The 19,853-nt window shown below is 61.8% G+C and carries 26 protein-coding genes; 19 read left to right on the top strand and 7 right to left on the bottom strand.

The window, feature by feature from the left end; translation table 11 throughout:
- The first annotated feature begins 5 nt into the window (after window positions 1-5).
- Window positions 6-698 (top strand): anaerobic ribonucleoside-triphosphate reductase activating protein, encoded by a 693-nt coding sequence (locus WOB96_RS07900; protein WP_341370747.1) that lies wholly within the window; start codon window positions 6-8, stop codon window positions 696-698.
- A gap of 56 nt (window positions 699-754) precedes the next feature.
- Window positions 755-1,453, top strand: coding sequence for a Crp/Fnr family transcriptional regulator (locus WOB96_RS07905; protein WP_341370748.1), 699 nt, complete (start codon window positions 755-757; stop codon window positions 1,451-1,453).
- Here the strand turns inward: WOB96_RS07905 and WOB96_RS07910 are convergent.
- The 3 genes from WOB96_RS07910 to WOB96_RS07920 are packed head-to-tail and all read right to left on the bottom strand — an operon-like array spanning window position 1,443 to window position 3,656.
- Window positions 1,443-2,750, bottom strand: coding sequence for a hypothetical protein (locus WOB96_RS07910; protein WP_341370749.1), 1,308 nt, complete (start codon window positions 2,748-2,750; stop codon window positions 1,443-1,445). The two genes, WOB96_RS07905 and WOB96_RS07910, sit on opposite strands and share 11 nt — an antisense overlap.
- Window positions 2,740-2,970, bottom strand: coding sequence for a DUF2249 domain-containing protein (locus tag WOB96_RS07915; protein WP_341370750.1), 231 nt, complete (start codon window positions 2,968-2,970; stop codon window positions 2,740-2,742). The genes WOB96_RS07910 and WOB96_RS07915 overlap by 11 nt, the downstream gene beginning before the upstream one ends.
- 11 nt (window positions 2,971-2,981) lie before the next feature.
- Window positions 2,982-3,656, bottom strand: coding sequence for a hemerythrin domain-containing protein (locus tag WOB96_RS07920; protein WP_341370751.1), 675 nt, complete (start codon window positions 3,654-3,656; stop codon window positions 2,982-2,984).
- Between the two features lie 33 nt (window positions 3,657-3,689).
- Between WOB96_RS07920 and WOB96_RS07925 the strand changes: the two genes are divergently transcribed.
- The 14 genes from WOB96_RS07925 to WOB96_RS07990 all read left to right on the top strand — a co-directional run bounded on the left by WOB96_RS07925 (window position 3,690) and on the right by WOB96_RS07990 (window position 14,633).
- Complete coding sequence (locus WOB96_RS07925) at window positions 3,690-4,115, top strand: c-type cytochrome (protein ID WP_341370752.1); 426 nt, start codon at window positions 3,690-3,692, stop codon at window positions 4,113-4,115.
- A 20-nt stretch (window positions 4,116-4,135) separates the two neighbouring features.
- Window positions 4,136-5,536, top strand: coding sequence for a cbb3-type cytochrome c oxidase subunit I (locus tag WOB96_RS07930; protein ID WP_341370753.1), 1,401 nt, complete (start codon window positions 4,136-4,138; stop codon window positions 5,534-5,536).
- 55 nt (window positions 5,537-5,591) lie between these two features.
- Window positions 5,592-6,182 (top strand): cytochrome c oxidase subunit 3 family protein, encoded by a 591-nt coding sequence (locus WOB96_RS07935; RefSeq protein ID WP_341370754.1) that lies wholly within the window; start codon window positions 5,592-5,594, stop codon window positions 6,180-6,182.
- A 53-nt stretch (window positions 6,183-6,235) separates the two neighbouring features.
- Window positions 6,236-6,466 (top strand): cytochrome C oxidase subunit IV family protein, encoded by a 231-nt coding sequence (locus WOB96_RS07940; protein WP_341370755.1) that lies wholly within the window; start codon window positions 6,236-6,238, stop codon window positions 6,464-6,466.
- A 22-nt stretch (window positions 6,467-6,488) separates the two neighbouring features.
- Window positions 6,489-7,310 carry a CbbQ/NirQ/NorQ/GpvN family protein gene (locus WOB96_RS07945; RefSeq protein ID WP_341370756.1) on the top strand — a complete coding sequence of 274 codons (822 nt, stop codon included), beginning with the start codon at window positions 6,489-6,491 and terminating at the stop codon, window positions 7,308-7,310.
- Window positions 7,311-7,322: 12 nt separating this feature from the next.
- Window positions 7,323-9,161 (top strand): nitric oxide reductase activation protein NorD, encoded by a 1,839-nt coding sequence (locus WOB96_RS07950; RefSeq protein WP_341370757.1) that lies wholly within the window; start codon window positions 7,323-7,325, stop codon window positions 9,159-9,161.
- 14 nt (window positions 9,162-9,175) lie between these two features.
- Window positions 9,176-9,619, top strand: coding sequence for an RrF2 family transcriptional regulator (locus tag WOB96_RS07955; RefSeq protein ID WP_341370758.1), 444 nt, complete (start codon window positions 9,176-9,178; stop codon window positions 9,617-9,619).
- Window positions 9,620-9,762: 143 nt separating this feature from the next.
- Window positions 9,763-11,121: a heterodisulfide reductase-related iron-sulfur binding cluster gene (locus WOB96_RS07960; protein WP_341370759.1), complete on the top strand. Its 1,359-nt coding sequence runs from the start codon at window positions 9,763-9,765 to the stop codon at window positions 11,119-11,121.
- A 29-nt stretch (window positions 11,122-11,150) separates the two neighbouring features.
- The gene (locus WOB96_RS07965) at window positions 11,151-11,405 is read left to right on the top strand and encodes a DUF2249 domain-containing protein (RefSeq protein ID WP_341370760.1); all 255 of its coding nucleotides are present in this window, start codon (window positions 11,151-11,153) and stop codon (window positions 11,403-11,405) included.
- A gap of 45 nt (window positions 11,406-11,450) precedes the next feature.
- Window positions 11,451-11,810 carry a DUF488 domain-containing protein gene (locus WOB96_RS07970; protein ID WP_341370761.1) on the top strand — a complete coding sequence of 120 codons (360 nt, stop codon included), beginning with the start codon at window positions 11,451-11,453 and terminating at the stop codon, window positions 11,808-11,810.
- On the top strand, window positions 11,807-12,331 hold the full coding sequence (locus WOB96_RS07975; RefSeq protein ID WP_341370762.1) for a CopD family protein: 525 nt from the start codon (window positions 11,807-11,809) through the stop codon (window positions 12,329-12,331). Before WOB96_RS07970 ends, WOB96_RS07975 begins: the two co-directional genes overlap by 4 nt.
- A 45-nt stretch (window positions 12,332-12,376) precedes the next feature.
- Window positions 12,377-13,768 carry an oxygen-independent coproporphyrinogen III oxidase gene (gene hemN / locus WOB96_RS07980; RefSeq protein WP_341370763.1) on the top strand — a complete coding sequence of 464 codons (1,392 nt, stop codon included), beginning with the start codon at window positions 12,377-12,379 and terminating at the stop codon, window positions 13,766-13,768.
- 173 nt (window positions 13,769-13,941) lie between these two features.
- Complete coding sequence (locus tag WOB96_RS07985; RefSeq protein WP_341370764.1) at window positions 13,942-14,100, top strand: hypothetical protein; 159 nt, start codon at window positions 13,942-13,944, stop codon at window positions 14,098-14,100.
- Window positions 14,097-14,633, top strand: coding sequence for a hemerythrin domain-containing protein (locus tag WOB96_RS07990; protein WP_341370765.1), 537 nt, complete (start codon window positions 14,097-14,099; stop codon window positions 14,631-14,633). Before WOB96_RS07985 ends, WOB96_RS07990 begins: the two co-directional genes overlap by 4 nt.
- Before the next feature lie 8 nt (window positions 14,634-14,641).
- Here the strand turns inward: WOB96_RS07990 and WOB96_RS07995 are convergent, their stop codons facing one another.
- On the bottom strand, window positions 14,642-15,085 hold the full coding sequence (locus WOB96_RS07995) for a hemerythrin domain-containing protein (RefSeq protein ID WP_341370766.1): 444 nt from the start codon (window positions 15,083-15,085) through the stop codon (window positions 14,642-14,644).
- Window positions 15,086-15,240: 155 nt separating this feature from the next.
- On the opposite strand from WOB96_RS07995, the gene WOB96_RS08000 reads away from it, so the two are divergent.
- From WOB96_RS08000 to WOB96_RS08010, 3 genes are all read left to right on the top strand, one after another.
- Entirely contained in the window at window positions 15,241-15,489 is a 249-nt protein-coding gene (locus WOB96_RS08000; RefSeq protein WP_341370767.1) for a thioredoxin family protein, read from the top strand.
- Between the two features lie 100 nt (window positions 15,490-15,589).
- A complete protein-coding gene (locus WOB96_RS08005) occupies window positions 15,590-16,771 on the top strand; it encodes a methyl-accepting chemotaxis protein (protein WP_341370768.1) in 1,182 nt (393 codons plus the stop codon).
- 95 nt (window positions 16,772-16,866) lie between these two features.
- Window positions 16,867-18,282 (top strand): dihydrolipoyl dehydrogenase family protein, encoded by a 1,416-nt coding sequence (locus tag WOB96_RS08010; RefSeq protein ID WP_341370769.1) that lies wholly within the window; start codon window positions 16,867-16,869, stop codon window positions 18,280-18,282.
- A gap of 9 nt (window positions 18,283-18,291) precedes the next feature.
- Here the strand turns inward: WOB96_RS08010 and WOB96_RS08015 are convergent, their stop codons facing one another.
- Genes WOB96_RS08015 through WOB96_RS08025 form a run of 3 tightly spaced genes read right to left on the bottom strand, consistent with a single transcriptional unit; the run spans window position 18,292 to window position 19,815 of the window.
- Window positions 18,292-18,957 carry an alpha/beta hydrolase gene (locus WOB96_RS08015; protein WP_341370770.1) on the bottom strand — a complete coding sequence of 222 codons (666 nt, stop codon included), beginning with the start codon at window positions 18,955-18,957 and terminating at the stop codon, window positions 18,292-18,294.
- A 16-nt stretch (window positions 18,958-18,973) separates the two neighbouring features.
- On the bottom strand, window positions 18,974-19,414 hold the full coding sequence (locus tag WOB96_RS08020) for a hypothetical protein (protein WP_341370771.1): 441 nt from the start codon (window positions 19,412-19,414) through the stop codon (window positions 18,974-18,976).
- A 2-nt stretch (window positions 19,415-19,416) separates the two neighbouring features.
- Window positions 19,417-19,815 (bottom strand): group II truncated hemoglobin, encoded by a 399-nt coding sequence (locus WOB96_RS08025; protein WP_341370772.1) that lies wholly within the window; start codon window positions 19,813-19,815, stop codon window positions 19,417-19,419.
- Between the last annotated feature and the right edge of the window lie 38 nt (window positions 19,816-19,853).

The raw sequence follows: 19,853 nt of genomic DNA on the forward strand, positions 1-19,853 counted from the left end.
GCGCCATGCCGCCGCTGCGCGTAGGCGGCTTCGTCCCGCTGAGCGCCACCGACTACCCGGACGTCCTGGCGGCGGTGGTTTTCTGCCAAGGTTGTCCTTGGCGCTGCCGTTATTGTCACAATCCACACCTGCTGGCGCCACGGAATGCGGCCGAGATCTCCTGGACCGTGATCCGGCGCTTTCTCGAAGGCCGGCAAGGTCTCTTGGATGCGGTGGTCTTCAGCGGCGGCGAGCCCACCCTGCAGTTGGGCCTTGCCGCCGCCATGCAGGAGGTCCGTGCCTTGGGGATGCGCGTCGGTCTGCACACCGCTGGTGCCTATCCCCGGCGGCTCGCCCAATTGCTTCCTCTGCTCGACTGGGTGGGGCTGGATTACAAGGCATCACATGCCAGCTATGCGCGAATCACCGGCCTGCGCGGTAGCGGCGAGCGGGTGCGGGAGAGTGCGAAGCTGTTGCTGGCCAGTGGCGTGGCGCATGAGTTTCGCATGACCGTGCATCCGGCCTTGCTGAGCGTGGAGGAGATTGGCGCGGCAACCCGCGAGCTGGCGGCCTTGGGTGCGCGCACCTTTGTGCTGCAGGCCTTCAGGCCGCAAGGTTGCGCGGATGCGAGCTTGCGCGTAGGGGGTGAGGCATTTGATCCGCGTTTGCTGAAGGATCTGGCCGGTCTGTTTCCATTCTTTGAACTCCGTCGTGCATAAACAATGAATTAATAGATGTAATTAAATGAAAATATCTTATTTATCCGGAGTTCATGGTGAGCAGGATCAAGCTCAAGGCCATTCTTTCCAATATTGCCCTATTCAGGGAGCTGTCCGCGGAGGACATCGAACAGCTCGTGCTGGGCACCCGCGAGCAGCATCTTGTCCGTGGTGAACTGTTATTCCAGAAAGGCTCCCAGCCGCAGGGCTTCTATATCGTGGTTCATGGCCAGATCAAGCTGGCCTTTTCCACCCCGCAGGGCGCGGAAAAGGTGATCGATATCGTCCGTGCCGGGCAAAGCTTCGGCGAGGCGGCCATGTTCCTTGATACACCGTATCTGGTTTACACCCAGGCGATCACGGATACGCTATTGTTGCATATTTCCAAGTCTGCGGTGTTCGAGGAAATTGAAAAAAGCTCTCTGTTCGCGCGGCGGATGCTGGCTGGCGTTTGCCGCCGGCTGCATGGCATCGTGCGGGATGTGGAGGCATATTCGCTGCATTCGGGCACGGAGCGCGTGATCGGTTATCTGCTGACCCAGGACCGTGATGGCGAAGAAAATGGCGGCGGTCTGCGAGTGCGTCTGCCCGCCAGCAAGCATGTGATTGCCTCCCGACTCAATATCTCGCCCGAGACTTTTTCCCGCATCCTGCATGAGCTCAGCGCCGCCGACCTGCTCAGCGTGAACGGCCGCGAAATCCTTGTCCATGATCCCGCCCGATTGCGCAACTACAGTGTGGCGGTCAGCCGGTGAGGGCTTGGGTTCTTTTTATATAAACCCGCCAGGCAAGGAACAGGTTCCACCAGAGCAGGCCGGAAGATGCGGTGCTCAGGATTCCGGCGGGATAAGCGAAGGTTTCAGGGTCCAGAATGGCCAGCACAAGCAGAACCAAGGCCGATAGATGCAAGCGAAACTGGAGACGGGCGCGGTTCTCGGGCAGGAGTTCGCGGATATTGGGAGCGGTTCCGCGCAGGCGGCTTTGCAGATGAAACCATGCGAGAAAGGGTAGAATCTTGTAGAGCATGCCATTGACCGCCGAAACCGCGAATCCCACGATGAACAGGATACCGAGCAGCAGGGGATAACCGGCTACCGCTTGCCACTGCGGGATCATCTGGGTGGTACTCCAAAGCAGGGCAGCCAATATCAGACTGATCATGCTGACGCGCCAGAAGTCGAGTGTCACGTCGGGCAAGCGACGCCGGCGCCGCGCCTGAAGGCGCAAGGTGATTGCGGCGAAACCGAGGAATCCGAGTGCCAGGCCGATGCCGGAGGGCGGCCGCAGGAAGGCGGCAGCGGGAAGCCCGGCGGCCAGGGAAAATACTGCGAGTAGAAAAAACAGCGAGCCGCCCAGCCAGCGGGTCATTCGTCCGGGGTAGCCTGGGGTGAGCTGGAACATGGGCACGACCTGGTAGGCCACACCGGCGATCAGGATACCCACCCAGCCCAGCATGCCCCAGGCGAGATGCAGGTCGGTGAGGGGAAAGCGCGCCAGCGGCACGTCACCAGCATGCCCCAGGGCCAGATAGGTGCCCAGCAGCACGGTCACGAGCAGGGTGATGAGTGCCAGGCGCATGGCGCGCACGCCGGGGTTGTTCGCCGGCGCGCGCCATAGGCTGATGCCGATGGCGCTGGCAAAGACCGCGAACCCCGCGCCCAGTAGCATCAGTGCGGCGTGGAAGAAAACTGCTTGCTGTAGCAGGAAACCCAGCAGGAGCGTCAGCGTGCCGGGCAGGGTCAGAACATGCACCAGGGCCGCCGTGGCGTGCGGGCGGGACACGGGCGAACCGGCGACCACGGGCAGCATCTGCAGGAGCGCGCCCATCATCGCCTGCGCCAGAAAGCCCAGGGTCACGGCATGGGTGGCCGCCAGCATGCCTGGTGTCCAGCGACTCGCGAACAGCGCCGGACCTTGCCAGAGTATCAGGAGGGCGGCCAGTAGCAGGAAAAGTGGCGCGGTGATAAAAAAGCGCAGCGGTCCGCCGATGGGCGGAGCCTGCTCGAAGGAAAGTCCCGCGCCGCTCGTTCGGGATCTGGCTTCAGATGACATCCGGATGCCAGATCAGGATCTCGTAATGATCCGGCGTATGCTGCCGTGTTTCATAAGTGAGCCCCCATTGATCGAGAATGGGATAGAGGGGGTAGGGCTCGCGATGATGGATCACCCGCAGGCGCTGCCTCGGGGAGAGCGTGGCCAGGGTATTTAGTACCGCTTGCAGCGGTTCCGGCGGCTCCAGCTCCCGCACGTCCAATAATTGTTCCTTATCCATCGCGCCATCCTCTAGGTGTCAAGCTGTCGCATTGCACTGATCATGTCCGCCTGCTTGCCATTGAGCACTTGATCGGCCATGGGGTAAAGGATTTGTTCCTCCTTCATGTTGTGTTGCTGCATCATGACCAGCAGGGTTTCGGCCAGGCCCAGAAAGTTCTCCCGATCGCCCCATTGCAGGGCGCCCTCCAGGTCCTGAAACAGTTCTTCCATCTGCCGGTGCTCCATGCGCATGACACGCGTCGGACCCATGTGCATCCCGGTTCTTGCCTCCACCGACGGAAACAGAACCTCCTCTTCGCGCTTGAAATGCTGTCGCATTGCGTCCAGGAAGGCTTGGACGGGGGCGCGATCCATCTCTTTCCCTGACGCGGCGGCTTCCGCCAGCGCGAACAGTTCGTCGCAATGCTGATGGTCGCTGACCAGATACTCAGTGATGGCGTTCATGAATGTTCCCTTTGTGACGGTTGAAACGAGTGAGCCTGGATCCATGGGATGATTTTTCCTGAATGATTTCATCGGGGCATTGATCCAGGTCAAGGATTCCGCCCCGGATGCGGGTTTAAAGTGTCCTCCACGCCGCACCCGTGCGGCGGTGGCAGGGAACAATTCAGGAGGAGGCTTGCACTTGCAAACATATATTTTTAATGAAGCTTTTGGCTGCGAGCTGGTGGGTCCGCGTGCCATGAAAGCAGTCCTTGGCCAGGGAGGGCGATGACGATGAGCCAGGTATTCACCAAATCCATGACGCGCAACATCTTTTATGGCGGCGGGGCATTCTTTTTCCTGCTCTTTGTCGCCCTGACCGTCGATACGGTGCAGGCGCTGCCCGAACGCGATCACCGCGAGAACATCACCGAGCAGGTGGTTCGCGGCAAGCATGTGTGGGAGCAAAACGATTGTATCGGCTGCCATACCCTTTTCGGCGAGGGTGCCTATTACGCCCCCGAACTCGGCAACGTCTATCCGCGCCGCGGCGGCGAATTCATCAAGGCCTGGATCAAGGGCCAGCCGACTGGGGTGCCGGGGCGGCGGCAGATGCCACAGTTCCATCTGACCGATCAGGAACTCGACGACGTGACGGCCTTTCTGAAATGGGCCTCCGAGGTCAACACCAGCAACTGGCCACCGAACATCGAAGGTTGATCACGAGTCGAGGAGCGCACATGATGCAATATCAATCTCAGGCAGTAGCCAAACCTTATTTCATTGCGGCGCTGGGACTCTTTCTGGGGCAGATCATCTTCGGCCTCATAATGGGTTACCAGTATCTCGCCGGCGATTTTCTCTTTCCGGCCATTCCCTTCAACGTGGCCCGCATGGTCCACACGAATCTCCTGATCGTGTGGCTGCTGTTCGGTTTCATGGGCGCGGCCTATTATCTGGTGCCGGAAGAGTCGGAACGGGAGCTGTTCAGTCCGAAACTGGCCCTGGCGACCTTCTGGATCTTTCTGGCCGCTGGTGTCCTGACCATTCTCGGCTATTTGATGGTGCCCTATGCCAAGCTAGCCGAGATGACAGGCAACAACATCCTGCCGACCATGGGGCGCGAGTTCCTGGAGCAGCCTCTGCTGACCAAGATCGGCATCGTGGTCGTGGCCCTGTTGTTTCTCTTCAACATCTCCATGACGGTGCTCAAGGGGCGCAAGACCAGCGTGACCCTGGTGCTGCTGCTGGGGCTCTGGGGGCTGGCGATCTTTTTCCTGTTTTCCTTCTACAACCCCAGCAACCTGGTGCTCGACAAGTACTTCTGGTGGTGGGTGGTGCACCTCTGGGTGGAAGGCGTCTGGGAGCTCATCCTCGGCGCGATTCTCGCCTTCGTGCTGATCAAGGTCACCGGCGTCGACCGTGAAATCGTCGAGAAATGGCTCTACGTCATTATCGCCATGACCCTGATCACCGGCCTCATCGGCACCGGTCACCACTACTACTGGATCGGTGCGCCGGAGTACTGGCAGTGGCTGAGCTCGGTGTTCTCCGCGCTGGAGCCGATTCCTTTCTTCATGATGACCTTGTTCGCCTTTCAGATGGTGAACAAGCGCCGCCGCGACCATCCCAACCGCGCTGCCACGCTGTGGGCGCTGGGTACGGCGGTGGTGGCCTTCCTCGGCGCCGGTGTCTGGGGCTTCCTGCACACGCTCGCGCCGGTGAACTACTACACCCATGGCACCCAGCTCACCGCTGCGCACGGTCATCTGGCCTTCTTCGGCGCCTACGCGATGATCAATCTCACCATCATCTCCTACGCCATGCCCATCCTGCGCGGCCGCATTGCCAACAGCCCGGTCGCCCAGCGCTGGGAGATGACTGGCTTCTGGCTGATGGTAACGGCCATGGTGGCGATCACGTTGTTCCTGACCGGCGCCGGCATCCTGCAGGTCTGGATGCAACGCTATAGCGATTCGCCGCTGTCCTTCATGGTGGTGCAGGACAAGATACGGCTCTTCTACTGGATGCGTGAGGCGGCCGGTTTTGTCTTCCTGGCGGGGTTGCTGAGCTACTTCACGAGCTTCTTCGTGGGCAGTCAGGAGGCCTGGCAGGCGAAGACCGCCTACGCCAGAGCCTGAATTGAAACGCGGGAGGGAGATGGCTCCCTTCCGCTCCTTCGAGGAGGGATAAAACATGCAATCGGAAGCCGTGGTCCTGAGTTCCAGACCAGCAGACGATCTGCCAGGAGATTTTGCCATATGGGTCTTCATCTTCGCGGAACTGCTGGCCTTCGGCATCTTTTTTCTGGCCTATGCCTTCGCGCGCAGTCAGGACGTGGCGCTCTTCAACGCCTCGCAACTGACCATCAACAAGGTCTCCGGTGCAGTCAACACCCTGGTGCTCATCACCAGCAGCTATTTCGCGGTGCGCGCCGTGGCGGCCATCCGCATGGGCCGGAATCTGTCTTGTTCCAACTGGCTGTTCGGAGCAATCGGGCTGGGCGCTGTCTTCGTTGCCATCAAGCTGATGGAGTTCCACGCCAAGTTCTCAGCCGGGATTTCGCTCAGCACCAACACCTTTTACATGTTTTATCTGTCGCTCACGCTGTTTCATTTCATGCATGTGCTGATGGGCATGGTCATCCTGGCGGTAGTGGCTTTCAAGGCGCGTCGCGGCGGTTACAGCGCCACGCAGCACACTGGGGTTGAGACCGGCGCTTCCTACTGGCACATGGTGGATCTCGTCTGGGTGATCCTCTTCGCCCTGGTCTACGTCATCCGCTGAGATAGATATTTATGCATATTGCACTGACAGTTCGTCCCTGTACCCGTACCTGGTTGGCACTGGTAGCTCTGACCCTGCTGAGTTTCGGCATCGGCGAGGCCAGCTTGGGGGGGACATCGATCATGGTCCTGGTGCTGGCGATCGCCCTGCTCAAAAGCCATCTCGTGGCTAGCCATTTCATGGGTCTGCGCCGTGTGGCGCGCGGTTGGCGTCTGCTCATGGCCGGCTATCTGGGCCTGGTCATTTCCATGATCGCCCTCGCCTATCTACTGGGCAGGGCCTGAATTCCATTCCGGAGAAGAATGCATGACCCCATCATCATCCACTTTGCACCTGGCCGATTCGGACGCCTCGCTACCTTTCTACGCGGCCCAGGCCGAGGAAATCGCCCTTTTCGAGCAGGCCTGGCGCAATCAGTTACCCCTGCTCATCAAGGGACCGACCGGCTGTGGCAAGACGCGTTTCGTGAGTTACATGGCGAGCCGTCTGGGGTTGCCGCTGTTTACCGTTGCCTGCCACGACGACCTGAGTGCCGCCGATCTGGTAGGCCGGCATTTGATCGGCGATGGGACCACCTATTGGCAGGATGGGCCGCTCACCCGCGCTGTGCGCGAGGGTGGCATCTGCTATCTCGACGAGGTGACCGAGGCGCGCAAGGACACCACAGTGGTGCTGCATCCGCTCACCGACGATCGGCGCATCCTGCCGATCGAACGCACCGGCGAGACCTTGCAGGCGCCCTCGGACTTCATGCTGGTGGTGTCCTACAACCCCGGCTATCAGAACCTGCTGAAAAGCATGAAGCCGAGCACCCGCCAGCGCTTCGTGTCGCTTCGCTTCGGTTTTCCGGAACCGGTGCGGGAACGCGAGATCGTGATCGGCGAAACCGGCATCGATATCCGTCTGGCGGAGCGCCTGGTCGCACTGGCCGGGGCCCTGCGCACTCTCAAGGAGCATGATCTCGAAGAGGTTGCCAGCACCCGGCTGCTGATCTACGCCGCCCGGCTCATCCAGAGCGGCTTCGATCCCCTGGAGGCGTGCCGGGCCGCCTTGGTCGAGCCGCTCACCGACGATGAAGAGACGGCGGCGGCCTTGATGGAAGTGGTACAGGTCAACTTCGGCTATTGAGGAACATGGAGCATGGAAGAACAGGTTGGCGCCCTCTGGCACAGGCTGGTCACCGGCTGGGCGCGTCAGGACCATCCGGCGGCAGCCGTGTCGTTGGAAGAGTTGCGCAAGACGCTCGGCGTCCTATTTCGTGCCCTGGGTGGAGATGGCGGCCTGAGTGTGGAAGCGGCCAGCGCTACTCGCCATGGTGCCCGGCGCGGACTTCGGAGCCGTTTGGCGGGCAGTGACGAAAAGGCGGAACTCGCCTGGCGCGACGCCGAAACACTGCGGTTGCCGGCGCGCATCGCACTGTTTCCCGAGCGTACCCTGAACCGGGATCTCTACCTCTGGTTGGCGGCGCTGGCGGCTTGTGATGCGCCGACGGCCGGGGACTGGTTCCATCAGAGTCAGGCTGCCACCCAGAGGCTTCTGTCACGCTATCCAGGTTTGCAAAGTCGCTATGGGCGCCTGTTGGCGGCTTACCTGCCTCTGCGCCCCGAACCCGAACGTCTGCCGACCGAAGAGGCGGCGCAGGAACGCGCCATACGTGCCGCCCTGCAAGCCCCTGGCAGTGTCGCTGTGCTGCCGTCCGCCCGCAGGCCGCCGCAACCGGTCCAGCTCTGGCTGCATCCGGCGCCGCCGTCTGCGGGCATGCTGGCGCGCAATGCCAGCGATCCAGCCGCTGGCGCCGAAGGCGACGGCAAGAGCCGCAAGGCCGCCGATGCGCGCCGGCGCCAGGGTGAGCAGGTGGAGCAGTCAGCAGACAAGAGCGGCTTTCTGATGTTTTTTCGCGCCGAAAGCCTGTTGAGCTGGGCCGAGTTCGTGCGCGTCAACCGCCCCAGCGACGATGATGACGATACGAATGCCGACAAGGCCCTGGATGATCTCGACCGGATCAGCATCGTTCCCGACGACCAGCGCATCGCCTCGCGGCTGCGCTTCGATCTTGACCTGCCGCCCGCCGCCATGGATGAAACTCCGCTGGGGGAGGGTATCCTGCTGCCGGAATGGGACTACCGCAAAGCGCTTCTGCAACCAGCGCACTGTCGCCTGCAAGCCATGCAGGCCACCGATGTCGTCCCGGGAGAACTGCCGCCGGGCCTGATGCCCATCGCCCGGCGTCTGCGTCGGCATTTTGAAACCCTGAGCGTGCCGCGGCAGTGGCGCAAAGGGGAACCCGACGGTGAAGAGCCGGATCTGGACGCCTGCGTGCGTGATCTGGCCGAGCGCCGGAGCGGCGTCACAGCTGGCCCGCGTGGCCTGTATCAAGCGCGCCATGAACGCCGGCGTGATCTGGCCTGCCTGCTGCTGGCAGATCTGTCGCTGTCCACCGATGCTTGGGTCAGTAACGCTGCGCGCGTGATCGACGTGATTCGCGACAGCCTGTTTCTGTTTGCCGAGGCCTTGTCCGCCAGTGGCGACCAGTTCGCCCTGTATGGATTCAGCTCCATCAAGCGTCAGAACGTGCGATTTCATGTGCTCAAGGATTTCGCGGCGCCTTATGACCGACTGGCGAAGGGGCGCATCGCCGCCATCAAGCCCGGTTACTATACCCGCATGGGCGCGGCTATCCGCAACGCCAGCACCCTGCTGGCCCGCCAGCCGGCCCGCCAGCGTCTGCTCCTGCTGCTCACAGACGGCAAGCCGAACGACCTCGATCACTACGAGGGCCGCTACGGCATCGAGGATACCCGCCAAGCGGTCCAGGCCGCCCGTCGCCAGGGGCTGCTGCCTTTCTGCGTCACCATCGATGAGCAGGCCGGCAGCTATCTACCACATCTTTTTGGCGCCAACGGCTTCGTGCTGATCCGCCAGCCGGCCGATCTGCCGCGCCAGCTACCTCAACTCTACGCGCAACTGACACGCGCCTGACCGGAGTCCATCGCATGCGCCTGACACTCTATACCGATTACGCTCTGCGTGTACTGCTCTACCTCGGGCTCAAAGGGGAGTCGCTTTCCACTATCCGCGAAATCTCCACCTTCCACGGTATCTCACATAACCATCTGGTAAAGGTGGTCCATCAATTGGGGGCCTGGGGTTACGTGCGCACACTGCGAGGCCGTGGCGGTGGCATTCAGCTTGCCCGGCCGCCGGCGCAGATCAACGTTGGCGAGTTGGTGCGGCGTACCGAGGATGATCTGCAACTCGTCGAGTGCCTGGCCGCCTGCAAGGGCAGTTGCGCGATCGAGGCGAACTGCAGTCTGAAGTTCATTCTTCAGGAAGCGGTGACCCAGTTCCTGGCGATCTTGAGCCGCTATACTCTGGCCGATTTGCTGAATCAAGGCCCGCAGATGCCCGGTCGGATAGCCGGTTTGTCATTTTCGTAGGGGTCGACTTGATCCAGGTCAAGGCGGGGACGATGCGGCCGGCATAGATTGGAATACTTGGTGCAGCTCCACTGCCACGCACCAATTTCCGACCAAATTGCTCAGGTAATGTTGCCCCCCGACCGGGCCAGGAGGAATCAACGATGAGCTTCAACGACACCGCTAACGGACAGGGTATCGCCGGTCACGGCGCCTTTTTTCAGAACACCAATCTCAATGCACAGGAGGCCGAGCATGCGACAGCCTGGGTGCGCCGGCATGTGGACCGGCGCACGGTGGACCTGGGCGATCGCATGGATGACGTGCGCGAGCACATGTGGGAGTTGGAGAAGGACGGCGAGATCATTATCCACCGCATCCGCGACGAACATGCGCCGGTGATGACCAAGACGCTCTATGGCTGGGATAAAAGGGTTCCCACCAAACAGCTCTGGCATCACAAGAGCTGTGGCCAGTGCGGCAACATCCCGGGCTACCCCACCAGCCTGCTGTGGTTCATGAACCGGCTTGGCCAGGTACCCGGCCGCGATTATCTCGATGAGACCGACCAGACCAGTTGCACCGCCTGGAACTATCACGGTTCCGGCATCGGCAACGTCGAGAGCCTGGCCGCCGTGTTCCTGCGCAACTTCCACCAGGCCTATGTCTCTGGCAAGCAGCACGGCTATGATCTCGGCTATTTCTATCCCCTGGTACACTGCGGCACGAGCTTCGGCAACTACAAGGAAATCCGCAAGTACCTGATCGAGAGTGCGGCACTGCGCGAGAAAGTGAAGAAGATCCTCGGCAAGATCGGCCGCCTGGTGGATGGCAAGCTCGTCATCCCCGAGGAGATCATTCACTACTCCGAGTGGCTGCACGTCATGCGCAACCGCATAGCCAGCGAGCTGCAGACCATTGATGTCTCCCACATCCGCACCACCGTGCATCCGGCTTGTCACGTCTACAAGATGGTACCCGAGGACGCTATCTATGATCCGGATGTGCTGGGTGGCAACCGGGTGGCGGTGACCACCTCGGTGCTGATGGCTCTAGGGGCGCAGGTGATCGACTACTCCACCTGGTATGACTGCTGCGGCTTTGGCTTTCGGCACATCATCAGTGAGCGCGAGTTCACCAGAAGCTTCACCATCGATCGCAAGATCAAGGTGGCGCAGGAGGAAGCGCGGGCCGACGTGATGGTGGGCCACGACACCGGCTGCATCACCACCATGGACAAGAACCAGTGGATCGGCAAGGCGCACGAGAAGAACTACTCGATGCCGATCATGGCCGACGTGCAGTTCGCAGCCCTTGCCTGCGGTGCCGATCCCTTCAAGATCGTGCAGCTGCAGTGGCACGCCTCGCCCTGCGAGGAACTGGTGGAGAAGATGGGCATCTCCTGGGATGATGCCAAGCACAAGTTCGAGCTGTACTTGAAGGAAGTCGAGGCCGGCAACATCGAATACCTCTACGACCCCGATCTGGCCCTGGTCGGCGGAAAAACACTGACTTTTGATTGACCACGCGTCTATTTCCAAAGGAGTTTTCCATGCCTCAAGCCTTCCCGATTCTGGAGCAGCAGGCACATCTCTTGGATGCCCGTGGTGTGGCCAAGCGTTTTCGCCACGCTGCCATTTTCGGCGCCCTGGACGCGCTGCAACCGGGCGAGACCATGCGTTTCGTGAATGATCACGACCCGCTGCCCTTGCTGGAGCAGATGCTGGCGCGCTACGCTGAAGGCATCCACTTTCACTATATCGAACGGCAACCGGGACGGATCGTGATCGATTTCACGAAACACTGAGCCTTACGGCTGTCCATGAATCCTGTCCTCCTGCGAGCTGGCCGCATGAGCATTTGTATCAAGCGCATCTATGAACCTGCCGGGCCCGAGGACGGTCGGCGCTATCTGGTGGAGCGCCTGTGGCCCCGAGGCGTGCGCAAGGACAGTGCCGCGCTGGATGCTTGGCTCAGGGATGCTGCGCCGAGTACCGGGCTGCGGCAGTGGTTCGCGCATGATCCCGATAAATGGGAGGCATTTCAGCAGCGTTACCGGGCGGAGCTGGACGCCAACCCCGCCGCCTGGCAACCCTTGCTGGAGCAGGCCGTCCAAGGTCCTGTGACCCTGATCTACAGTGCCCGCGATCCGGGGCTCAACAGTGCCCTGGTCCTGCGCGATTATCTGCGGACGCGGTCAGGACAGGCATGAGTGCCATCCTGATGCTGCTGTCCCTGTGGCTGCATGTGGCGTCCATCGTGGTCTGGCTTGGCGGCATGACCTTTTTCGTGCTGGTGCTGATGTCGGTGGCCCGTACCCAGGCCTACCGTGCCCTGGCCCCAGCGCTGATCGAACGCATCGGTTTGAGGTTCCGGACAGTGGCCTGGTTTGCACTCGGCGTCTTGGTGCTGAGCGGGATCTCCAATCTTTACCTATTGGGTGCAAGTCCTGCGGCGCTTCTCGATTCGAGGTTCTGGCAGTCGCCGCCCGGCCGGTTGCTGGAGGTGAAGTTGTCGCTGATATCGGTGATCCTGATCTTAAGTGTGGTACATGATTTTTACATCGGCCCGCGCAGTATGACTCTCACCCAGGCTGACAAGATAACTTCGCCCGAATCGGAACGCCTGCGTCGACAGGCCATGTTGATCGGTCGGGTGAATTTTCTGCTGGCGCTGATGGTGCTGGTCCTGGGCCTGATGCTCGGGCATGGCTTTTTTCCGTTCCAGGGCTGAACAGCTTTTGCGCCTCGCAGAAACACATGATGTTGGAGAATTACCATGACTGACCAGTCCCCGGTGCTGGATCCCGTTTTGATCCGCAAATACGACCGCGAGGGGCCGCGTTATACGTCCTACCCGACGGCTCCCCAGTTTCAGGCGGATTTTGATGCCGCGACCCTGGAGCAGATCATCGCCGCCACCAATGCGGAAAACCCCCGACGCCCGCTGTCGCTCTACGTGCATGTGCCCTTTTGCGATACGGTCTGCTTCTACTGCGCCTGCAACAAGGTGGTGACCAAGGATCACAGTCGCGCGGCGATCTACCTGCAGCATCTCGAGCGGGAAATCGCGCGCGTGGGCGGGCTGTTCGACCGTGCGCGTCCGGTCTCGCAACTGCACTGGGGCGGTGGCACGCCAACCTTCCTGAGCGATGCGGAGATCACCGCGCTCATGGGCATCTTAAGGCGGCATTTCACCTTGCTGGAGGGGGATCAGGGTGAGTACGGCATCGAGATCGATCCGCGCCGGCTTGGCGCCGGGACCCTGGCGCTGCTGCGCGATCAGGGCTTCAACCGGATCAGCCTCGGCGTGCAGGATCTCGATCCCGCGGTGCAGCGGGCCGTCAACCGCATGCAGAGCGAGGAATGCACCTTCGGCGTGCTGCATGAGGCGCGGCGCCTGGGCTTCAAGTCCCTGAGCCTGGATCTGATCTACGGGCTGCCCCAGCAGACGCCGGAAAGCTTCGCCCGCACCCTGGCGCGGGTCATCGCCGAACAGCCCGACCGCCTCTCGCTGTTCAACTATGCCCATCTGCCGGAACGCTTCAAACCGCAGCGGCGCATCCAGGCCGCCGACCTGCCGAGCGCAGAGGCCAAGCTGGCCATCCTCGGCCAGAGCATCGAAACGCTGAGCGCGGCGGGCTACGTCTATATCGGTATGGATCATTTCGCCCTGCCCGGTGACAGTCTGGTGCAGGCCCAGCGCGATGGCACCCTGCATCGTAATTTCCAGGGTTATTCCACCCACGGTGATTGCGATATCGTTGCCCTGGGCGTGAGCGCCATCTCGCGCATTGGCGACAGCTACAGCCAGAATGTCAGCGTCCTGGATGACTACCAGGCACGTATCGACGCCGGGCATTCGCCGCTGGCGCGCGGCATGACCCTGAGCGATGATGACCGCCTGCGACGGGCCGTCATCGATCAGCTCATCTGTCACTTCAGGCTGGATTTCGCCAGCATGGAAGCGCGCTTCGGGATCACGTTCCGGGACTACTTCGCCGCCGAGCTGCAAATGCTCGCCAGCATGGCCGACGACGGTCTGCTGCGCCTGCATGCATCCGGCATCGAGGTGTTGGCGCCCGGCCGGCTGCTGATCCGCAACGTCTGCATGGTCTTCGATGTCTACCTGCGCCAGGGCGCGCCGGTGCGTTTTTCCAGGGTGATCTGAAGAGAGCTCTGCTGGATTGATTCAAATCAAGTCCCTGGTGCGTGTCCAAGGGTATGATCAGCGGGACGGGAAGGAACCTGCATGGAGGTCGGGACAATGGAGCGCTTCGTGAGCGGCGCTCATGGCTGGTTGTTCGGCTGAATGCAGGGGCTTGCCAAGGAGTCAAATACACCATGCAACAGGATCGCAGCAGGCAGATGCACGAGGAAATCGGCATGGGCCTGGTTCAGGCGGTGGTGGATGATTTCTATGCCCGCATTCACCCGGGCCTCGCATCCATGTCCGAGTTTCATGCGGCCAAGGTCGCGCCCGACCCTGTGGAGCAGCCATGATCCAGCTACCCGAAACCGCCCCCGGTTTTGATGATCCCCTGGGCCTGCTGGCCGCCTGCCATGGCCGTATCCAGGCGCAATGCGAACTGCTCCTGCGTCTGCAGGCGCATCTCGGTCAGTTCGGCAGCGATATCCAGGCGAGCCAGGCCGCGCGCCGGATCCGGCAGTATTTCACCACCGCCGGGCGGCATCACCATGAGGATGAAGAGCAGGATTTCTTCCCCATGCTGGCCGCGTATGCCCGCACACAGCAGCGCACCGAGATACTGACCCTGATGGACGCCCTGAGGCAGGAACATGCGCGGCTAGACTTGCTCTGGGAGGCGCTGGTCCCGCAACTCGAACGCATTATTGCCGGCGATTACGTCGCACCCGATTGCCTGCCGGCGGTAGACTTCAGTCAGAGCAATCGGGATCACGTCCAGCAGGAAAACACACTGATCCTGCCTTTCGCCCACGAGGTCCTCTCCCCGGAGGACCTGCGCCAGCTCGGCAGTGCCATGGCTGCCCGTCGTTCAAATCCGCGCACCTGAAGTGGTGCTTAGGCCGCCAGAAGCTGTACGGCCTGCAAAACCGGCCCGCGCTGGCCAGTGAACAGCCGGTCGACCGCCGGATACAGCTCGTCTTCCTCGCGCTTGTCATGCTGTTCCAGGATGATGCTGACCGTATCCATCAGGGCGAGGGCTTCCTCGGCATCATGGCTGAGGATCGCCTCCAGGATCTCTTCAAAAAAGCTGCGCAGGTCCTGATGCCCCTTGCGCAGGATCTCGACCAGGGCAATGTCCTGCGCATCTGCACCTGCGGTCATGGCCGGAAACAGGTAGCTTTCCTCCACCGCCATGTGTTTCTCGATTTCGCGGCGAAAGTGCTGGAACTCCGGCTCCGCCAGCATCCAGTCGCCGCCCTTGATACTGGCACGTGCGGCATCGAACAGACGATCGAGCAGGTGATGATGCTCGGTGAAGATCTGGCTCAGGGTTTCCATGGCGAGCTCCTTTCAGTGATGTACCTGAGAGCCATTTTGCGGAAATCAGGCCTGGGCGCATTGATCCAGATCAAGGCAGGCGCAGATGCGCATCCCTATGCTGATGTCATGGAGGCCGCAATCGCCTCATTGAGCAGCCAGAGAGGAGTCCCGCCATGCAAGTCACGCTCTTGAAGTCCAAATGGTGCCCCACCTGCCCCGAAGCGGAGCGGGTCTGGGAAGAGGTCGCCCGCCAGCGGCCGATCGAATATCAGGCCCTGGATGTTGCGGACCGCGCGGGCCGCACGCTCATCAGCAATCTGCGCATCAAATCCGTGCCGGCGCTGCTGGTGGACGGCAAGCTCAAGTGGGTAGGGGTACACAGTCTGGGAGAGGCACTGAAGCTGGTGGACGAGGGCGCCTGAACCGACCTCCTTGCGCAGTGGTCCTGCGAGGACTATTTCTGAAGAAACTTTCTGGTGTGTCGTTAATCAATGGCAAGCCAGCCACTTCTTCAGGAATCTTATGAAACCCAGCATCCTGCGCAACATGCTCCTGTCCTTCCTGGGCTTTGGCCTCCTGATGGGCATGGTATTTCCCTTCTACGCCAATCTCTTCGTCGACTGGAAACCCGGCATGCTGCCCTTTTTCGTGGCGGGATGCCTGGTGGCCGGTCTGGTCATGGGTATTCTGAATTATTTCATCTTCAAGCGGGTGCTGCTGGCCAAACTGGAACGCATTTCCTCGGTTGCCAACGCCATCAGCAGGAATGATCTGCGCCACCACTGCAAGATCGAAAGCCATGATACCGTCGGCGTAATCGTGCAGAGCTTCAATCAGATGGCCGGCAATCTGCGCGACCTGATCGGCCAGGTGGCGGGGCTTGGGCAGTCGGTTGATGATGGCGCCGGTGCCATCCAGGGCGCGATGGGCCAGGTCAACCGCCAGTTGCAGACCCAGGAAAGCGGCGTTGGGCGGATGGTCGAGTCCATGCGCGAACTGTCCAGCACTGTCGCGGAGATTGCCCGGAATGCTGGCGAAGTGGCGGGTTCGGCCGGCAGGACGGCGGAGCTGGCCCAGACTGGCGGGCAGGTGGTGCAGGAAGCGGTGGGTGGCATGCAGCGCATCGACAAGGTGGTCAGCCAGGCCGCGCAGGCGGTTGGTGCGCTGGGCGAGAAATCCGACCAGATCGGCGCTATCGTCGCCGTCATCAATGACATTGCCGATCAGACCAATCTCTTGGCGCTCAATGCCGCCATCGAGGCGGCGCGGGCCGGCGAGCAGGGACGCGGCTTTGCCGTGGTCGCTGATGAAGTCAGAAAGCTCGCCGAAAAGACCGCCAAGGCCACCGGCGAGATCAATGGCATGATCCAGGGCATCCAGCTGGAAACCCGCCAGGCGGTGACTGCCATGCAAAGCGGGGTGCAGGAAGTGCAGACCGGGGTGAGCAAGGCCCATGCGGCGGGTCAATCGCTACGCGAAATCGTCGACAGCATCGACCGGGTCAGCCGCAGGATCCAGCAGATCGCTGCAGGCGCCGAAGCGCAATCGGCGGTGGTGGATGGCATGGAGCGCCAGGTGCAGGAAATCCGCGCCTTCACCCAGTCCACGGCCGCCGAGACCCGTCAGGCCGGACAGGTCAGCCAGCAGCTGGCCGGTAAGGCCTCGGATCTGCGCCAGATGCTGGGGCGCTTTCAGCTTAAATAGAGCGGGCTTGATCGGTCCATAAACATTCCTCCCTTGCCCCAGCAGGCTTCCTGGCCCAAACTCAGGATATTTCCGTTTTCGCTCGGGGAGTCTGCATGTCATCCAGCAACACGCAGTTTGATCTTCTTGTCATCGGCAGTGGTCCGGGCGGTTACCGGGCCGCCGTGCTGGCCGCCCTGCGCGGCCGGAAAGTCGCCATCATCGAGCGCCAGACCTGGGGCGGCACCTGTCTCAACCGCGGCTGCGTGCCCAAAAAAGACTGGCATCACAGCGCCAAGCTGATCAACAAAAGCAAGGGCTTCGCCAAGCGCGGCATCGTCGGCGGCGCGCTGCAGGGCGACATGAACGTCGCCTGGCAACACCAGCATGAAGTGGTCAAGACGGTGCGGGAGAGCTACGTCGATTACCTGCAGCGACTTGGCATAGAGCAGTTCACCGGCCACGGCCGCTTTCTTGATCCGCATACGGTCGCGGTGGAAAACGGCCGGGGACAGACGCAGATCAGCGCCAGCCACATCATCATCGCCACGGGCTCCTCGCCACGCATGCCGGCCGGCATCACGCCCGCATCCGGACGTATCCTGCACAGCGACATGCTGTTTGACGAGGCCGCACCGACTGGCAAGCGGGTCGTGGTGGTCGGTGGCGGCGTGATCGGCACCGAGTTCGCCTTCATCTTCCAGATGCTTGGCAAGGAAGTGACCTGGATCACCAACAGCAAGCCGCTTTCCAAAACCCTCTACACGCCGCAAGCCCTGGGCGCGCTCAACAAGGCGCTCAAGGCCGCCGGCGTCGAGCCGCGCAGCCGTTGCCGGCTCGAATCCGCCGAGGTCACGGACGAAGGCGTGCGCCTGGCCCTGCAAAACGGCGAGACGGTGGAGGCCGACTGGGTCCTCATCGCTGCCGGCCGCACCCCCTATACCGCAGAGTTGGGCCTTGAAAATACCGGGGTGAAGCGCGACGCCAAGGGCTTCGTCCAGGCCACCGATTATCTCCAGACCGCCGAGAAGCACATCTACGCCATTGGTGACGTGGTAGGGCCCTATCTCACCGCCAATCAGGCGCTTGCCGACGCCACCCTGGCGGTGAGCAACATCATCGACGGCAATACCAGAAAGCGGGATCCGCTCTGGGTGCCGGAGCTGGTGTACTCGGCCCTGGAACTGGGGCGTCTGGGCATGAACGACGACATGGCCGAGGATGAGGAGCTGGAGCCGGCGGTCGGCTTCGCCGCCTTCGAGACCTCTCCAAAGGCCATGGGGCAGGGCGATACCGAAGGCTTCGTGCGCATTCTCGCGGACATGGACAGCGGTCAGTTGCTGGGCGGAGAAGTGATTGGCGATGAGGCCGGTGAGATCATCCACCTGCTGGCGCTGGCGCCGGATCGCGACACGGCCCTGAAATGGATTGCCGAGGGCCGCTACAACCATCCGGCGCGCTCCGAGGAGATTCTCAACGCCACCGAGACCCTGGCCTCGCAGTGGGGACTGGGTGAGCAGATCTTTGGTTAAGACAGCCTTTTAAGCTAGCCGCGCCTGCAAAAAGGCGCTGATGTCTGCAATCTCCTCGCGGCTGACCTGGTGCTGCATCGGATAACGATGCCAGTCCACCGGGTAGCCGCGCTCGGTGAGCTGCTGGCGGGCGCGCTCGGCCTGGGTGATCGGGATCAGGGAATCATGCTCGCCATGGGCAAGAAAGATCGGCAGGCCGCGATTGGCAGAGGCCGCCTCGCGGTCCAGGCTGTCCGGAAAGGGCAGATAGGTCGATAGCGCAATCGTGCCGGCCAGCCGCTCGGGGTAGCGCAGGCTGGCATGCAGGGCGATCACGCCACCCTGGGAAAAGCCCGCGACAATGATCCGGGACGGCGCCACCCCGCGTTCGCGCTCCCGGTCAATCAGCCGGGAAACCGCCGCGACCGAGGTACGGATGCCGGTTTCATCCACCAGCATGCCAAGATCCGGGTGCGCGATGTCATACCAGGCCCGCATCACGTAGCCGCCATTGATGCTGACCGCCTGGCGTGGCGCATGCGGAAAAACAAAACGCAAGGCCGAAGGCAGCTTCAGCTCCGGCACGAAAGGCTCGAAGTCATGCCCGCTGGCACCCAGCCCATGCAGCCAGATCACGCTGGCATCCGGTTGTGGCCCTGTTTCCAGTTCCACCGTTTCCAGGGCGACTATATCCATTCCACTCTCCTCGTGATCAGTCCTGGGGACTCTGGGCATGTTGCGCCAGCCAGTCCATATCAAGCTCCCAGTGTACCTGTTCGATGCCCGGCTGCGCCTCGACCGTCAGTCGCGTCAGCTTTTGCATCTGCGAGATTTCCTGCTGGGCGGCCTGATAGGCCGGGCTGTCGAAGGCGGCCTGACGCAGTTCCGGGTGGATCGCCCAGATCACCCGGAAGGCCGGCATCGCCGGGCTGCGTGGGGTGCTGACCACCGCCACCGGGCCTTCGACGCGCAGTACCCGAAAGGGGTAGGGATAATCGCGCAGGGCCGGAATTGATTCCAGGGCAGAGTTCAGCGCCGCCACCCGCGGATCCGGGCGCAGCAGCCAGCCTGTCAGCAGCATTGATGCCGCCAGTGCCAGTATCAGCCAGACCTTGCGTGATCCCAGCCAAGCTCCGGAAACCTTGCCCCGCATGCTCAAGCTTCACCCTGATTGCGCATGTGATCGGCCAGTCGCGCGAAGGCACCATATAATTCCTGACGCAGCGCCTCATCGTCGACCGTCTCACGCAGTGCCAGATCCATGCACATCAGCCACTGATCCCGTTCCGCCTCGCCAATGGCAAAGGGAAAATGACGCATGCGCAGGCGCGGATGGCCAAACTGCTGCACATAATGCTGCGGCCCGCCCAGCCAGCCGCTCAGGAACATGTAGAGCTTGTCCGCCGAGCCACCCAGGTCCACGGGGTGCAGCTTGCGCACGCCGTATGCCTCCGGCAGTTCGTCCATGTGGGCATAAAAGCGCTCGACCAGTTTGCGCACGGCTGGCTCGCCGCCAATTCTTTCATAAGGGGTGCTTGGTGTTTCTGCCTGCATTCCGTTTCTCCAGATGCCCTTGGGCATTACTCGGTCCT

It is taken from the genome of Thermithiobacillus plumbiphilus (assembly GCF_038070005.1).
Classification (GTDB): domain Bacteria; phylum Pseudomonadota; class Gammaproteobacteria; order Acidithiobacillales; family Thermithiobacillaceae; genus JBBPCO01.

Bases quoted from the DNA above. Each gene is read 5' to 3' on its own strand.
- WOB96_RS08025 (WP_341370772.1), bottom strand. From the start codon at position 19,815: ATGCAGGCAGAAACACCAAGCACCCCTTATGAAAGAATTGGCGGCGAG.
- WOB96_RS07930 (WP_341370753.1), top strand. From the start codon at position 4,136: ATGATGCAATATCAATCTCAGGCAGTAGCCAAACCTTATTTCATTGCG.
- WOB96_RS07965 (WP_341370760.1), top strand. From the start codon at position 11,151: ATGCCTCAAGCCTTCCCGATTCTGGAGCAGCAGGCACATCTCTTGGAT.
- WOB96_RS07955 (WP_341370758.1), top strand. From the start codon at position 9,176: ATGCGCCTGACACTCTATACCGATTACGCTCTGCGTGTACTGCTCTAC.
- WOB96_RS07970 (WP_341370761.1), top strand. From the start codon at position 11,451: ATGAGCATTTGTATCAAGCGCATCTATGAACCTGCCGGGCCCGAGGAC.
- WOB96_RS07945 (WP_341370756.1), top strand. From the start codon at position 6,489: ATGACCCCATCATCATCCACTTTGCACCTGGCCGATTCGGACGCCTCG.
- hemN (WP_341370763.1), top strand. From the start codon at position 12,377: ATGACTGACCAGTCCCCGGTGCTGGATCCCGTTTTGATCCGCAAATAC.
- WOB96_RS07975 (WP_341370762.1), top strand. From the start codon at position 11,807: ATGAGTGCCATCCTGATGCTGCTGTCCCTGTGGCTGCATGTGGCGTCC.
- WOB96_RS07920 (WP_341370751.1), bottom strand. From the start codon at position 3,656: ATGGCACGCGGACCCACCAGCTCGCAGCCAAAAGCTTCATTAAAAATA.
- WOB96_RS08015 (WP_341370770.1), bottom strand. From the start codon at position 18,957: ATGGATATAGTCGCCCTGGAAACGGTGGAACTGGAAACAGGGCCACAA.
- WOB96_RS07915 (WP_341370750.1), bottom strand. From the start codon at position 2,970: ATGGATAAGGAACAATTATTGGACGTGCGGGAGCTGGAGCCGCCGGAA.
- WOB96_RS07950 (WP_341370757.1), top strand. From the start codon at position 7,323: ATGGAAGAACAGGTTGGCGCCCTCTGGCACAGGCTGGTCACCGGCTGG.
- WOB96_RS08005 (WP_341370768.1), top strand. From the start codon at position 15,590: ATGAAACCCAGCATCCTGCGCAACATGCTCCTGTCCTTCCTGGGCTTT.
- WOB96_RS07910 (WP_341370749.1), bottom strand. From the start codon at position 2,750: ATGTCATCTGAAGCCAGATCCCGAACGAGCGGCGCGGGACTTTCCTTC.
- WOB96_RS07990 (WP_341370765.1), top strand. From the start codon at position 14,097: ATGATCCAGCTACCCGAAACCGCCCCCGGTTTTGATGATCCCCTGGGC.
- WOB96_RS08010 (WP_341370769.1), top strand. From the start codon at position 16,867: ATGTCATCCAGCAACACGCAGTTTGATCTTCTTGTCATCGGCAGTGGT.
- WOB96_RS07985 (WP_341370764.1), top strand. From the start codon at position 13,942: ATGCAACAGGATCGCAGCAGGCAGATGCACGAGGAAATCGGCATGGGC.
- WOB96_RS07900 (WP_341370747.1), top strand. From the start codon at position 6: ATGCCGCCGCTGCGCGTAGGCGGCTTCGTCCCGCTGAGCGCCACCGAC.
- WOB96_RS07960 (WP_341370759.1), top strand. From the start codon at position 9,763: ATGAGCTTCAACGACACCGCTAACGGACAGGGTATCGCCGGTCACGGC.
- WOB96_RS08000 (WP_341370767.1), top strand. From the start codon at position 15,241: ATGCAAGTCACGCTCTTGAAGTCCAAATGGTGCCCCACCTGCCCCGAA.
- WOB96_RS07935 (WP_341370754.1), top strand. From the start codon at position 5,592: ATGCAATCGGAAGCCGTGGTCCTGAGTTCCAGACCAGCAGACGATCTG.
- WOB96_RS07925 (WP_341370752.1), top strand. From the start codon at position 3,690: ATGAGCCAGGTATTCACCAAATCCATGACGCGCAACATCTTTTATGGC.
- WOB96_RS07995 (WP_341370766.1), bottom strand. From the start codon at position 15,085: ATGGAAACCCTGAGCCAGATCTTCACCGAGCATCATCACCTGCTCGAT.
- WOB96_RS08020 (WP_341370771.1), bottom strand. From the start codon at position 19,414: ATGCGGGGCAAGGTTTCCGGAGCTTGGCTGGGATCACGCAAGGTCTGG.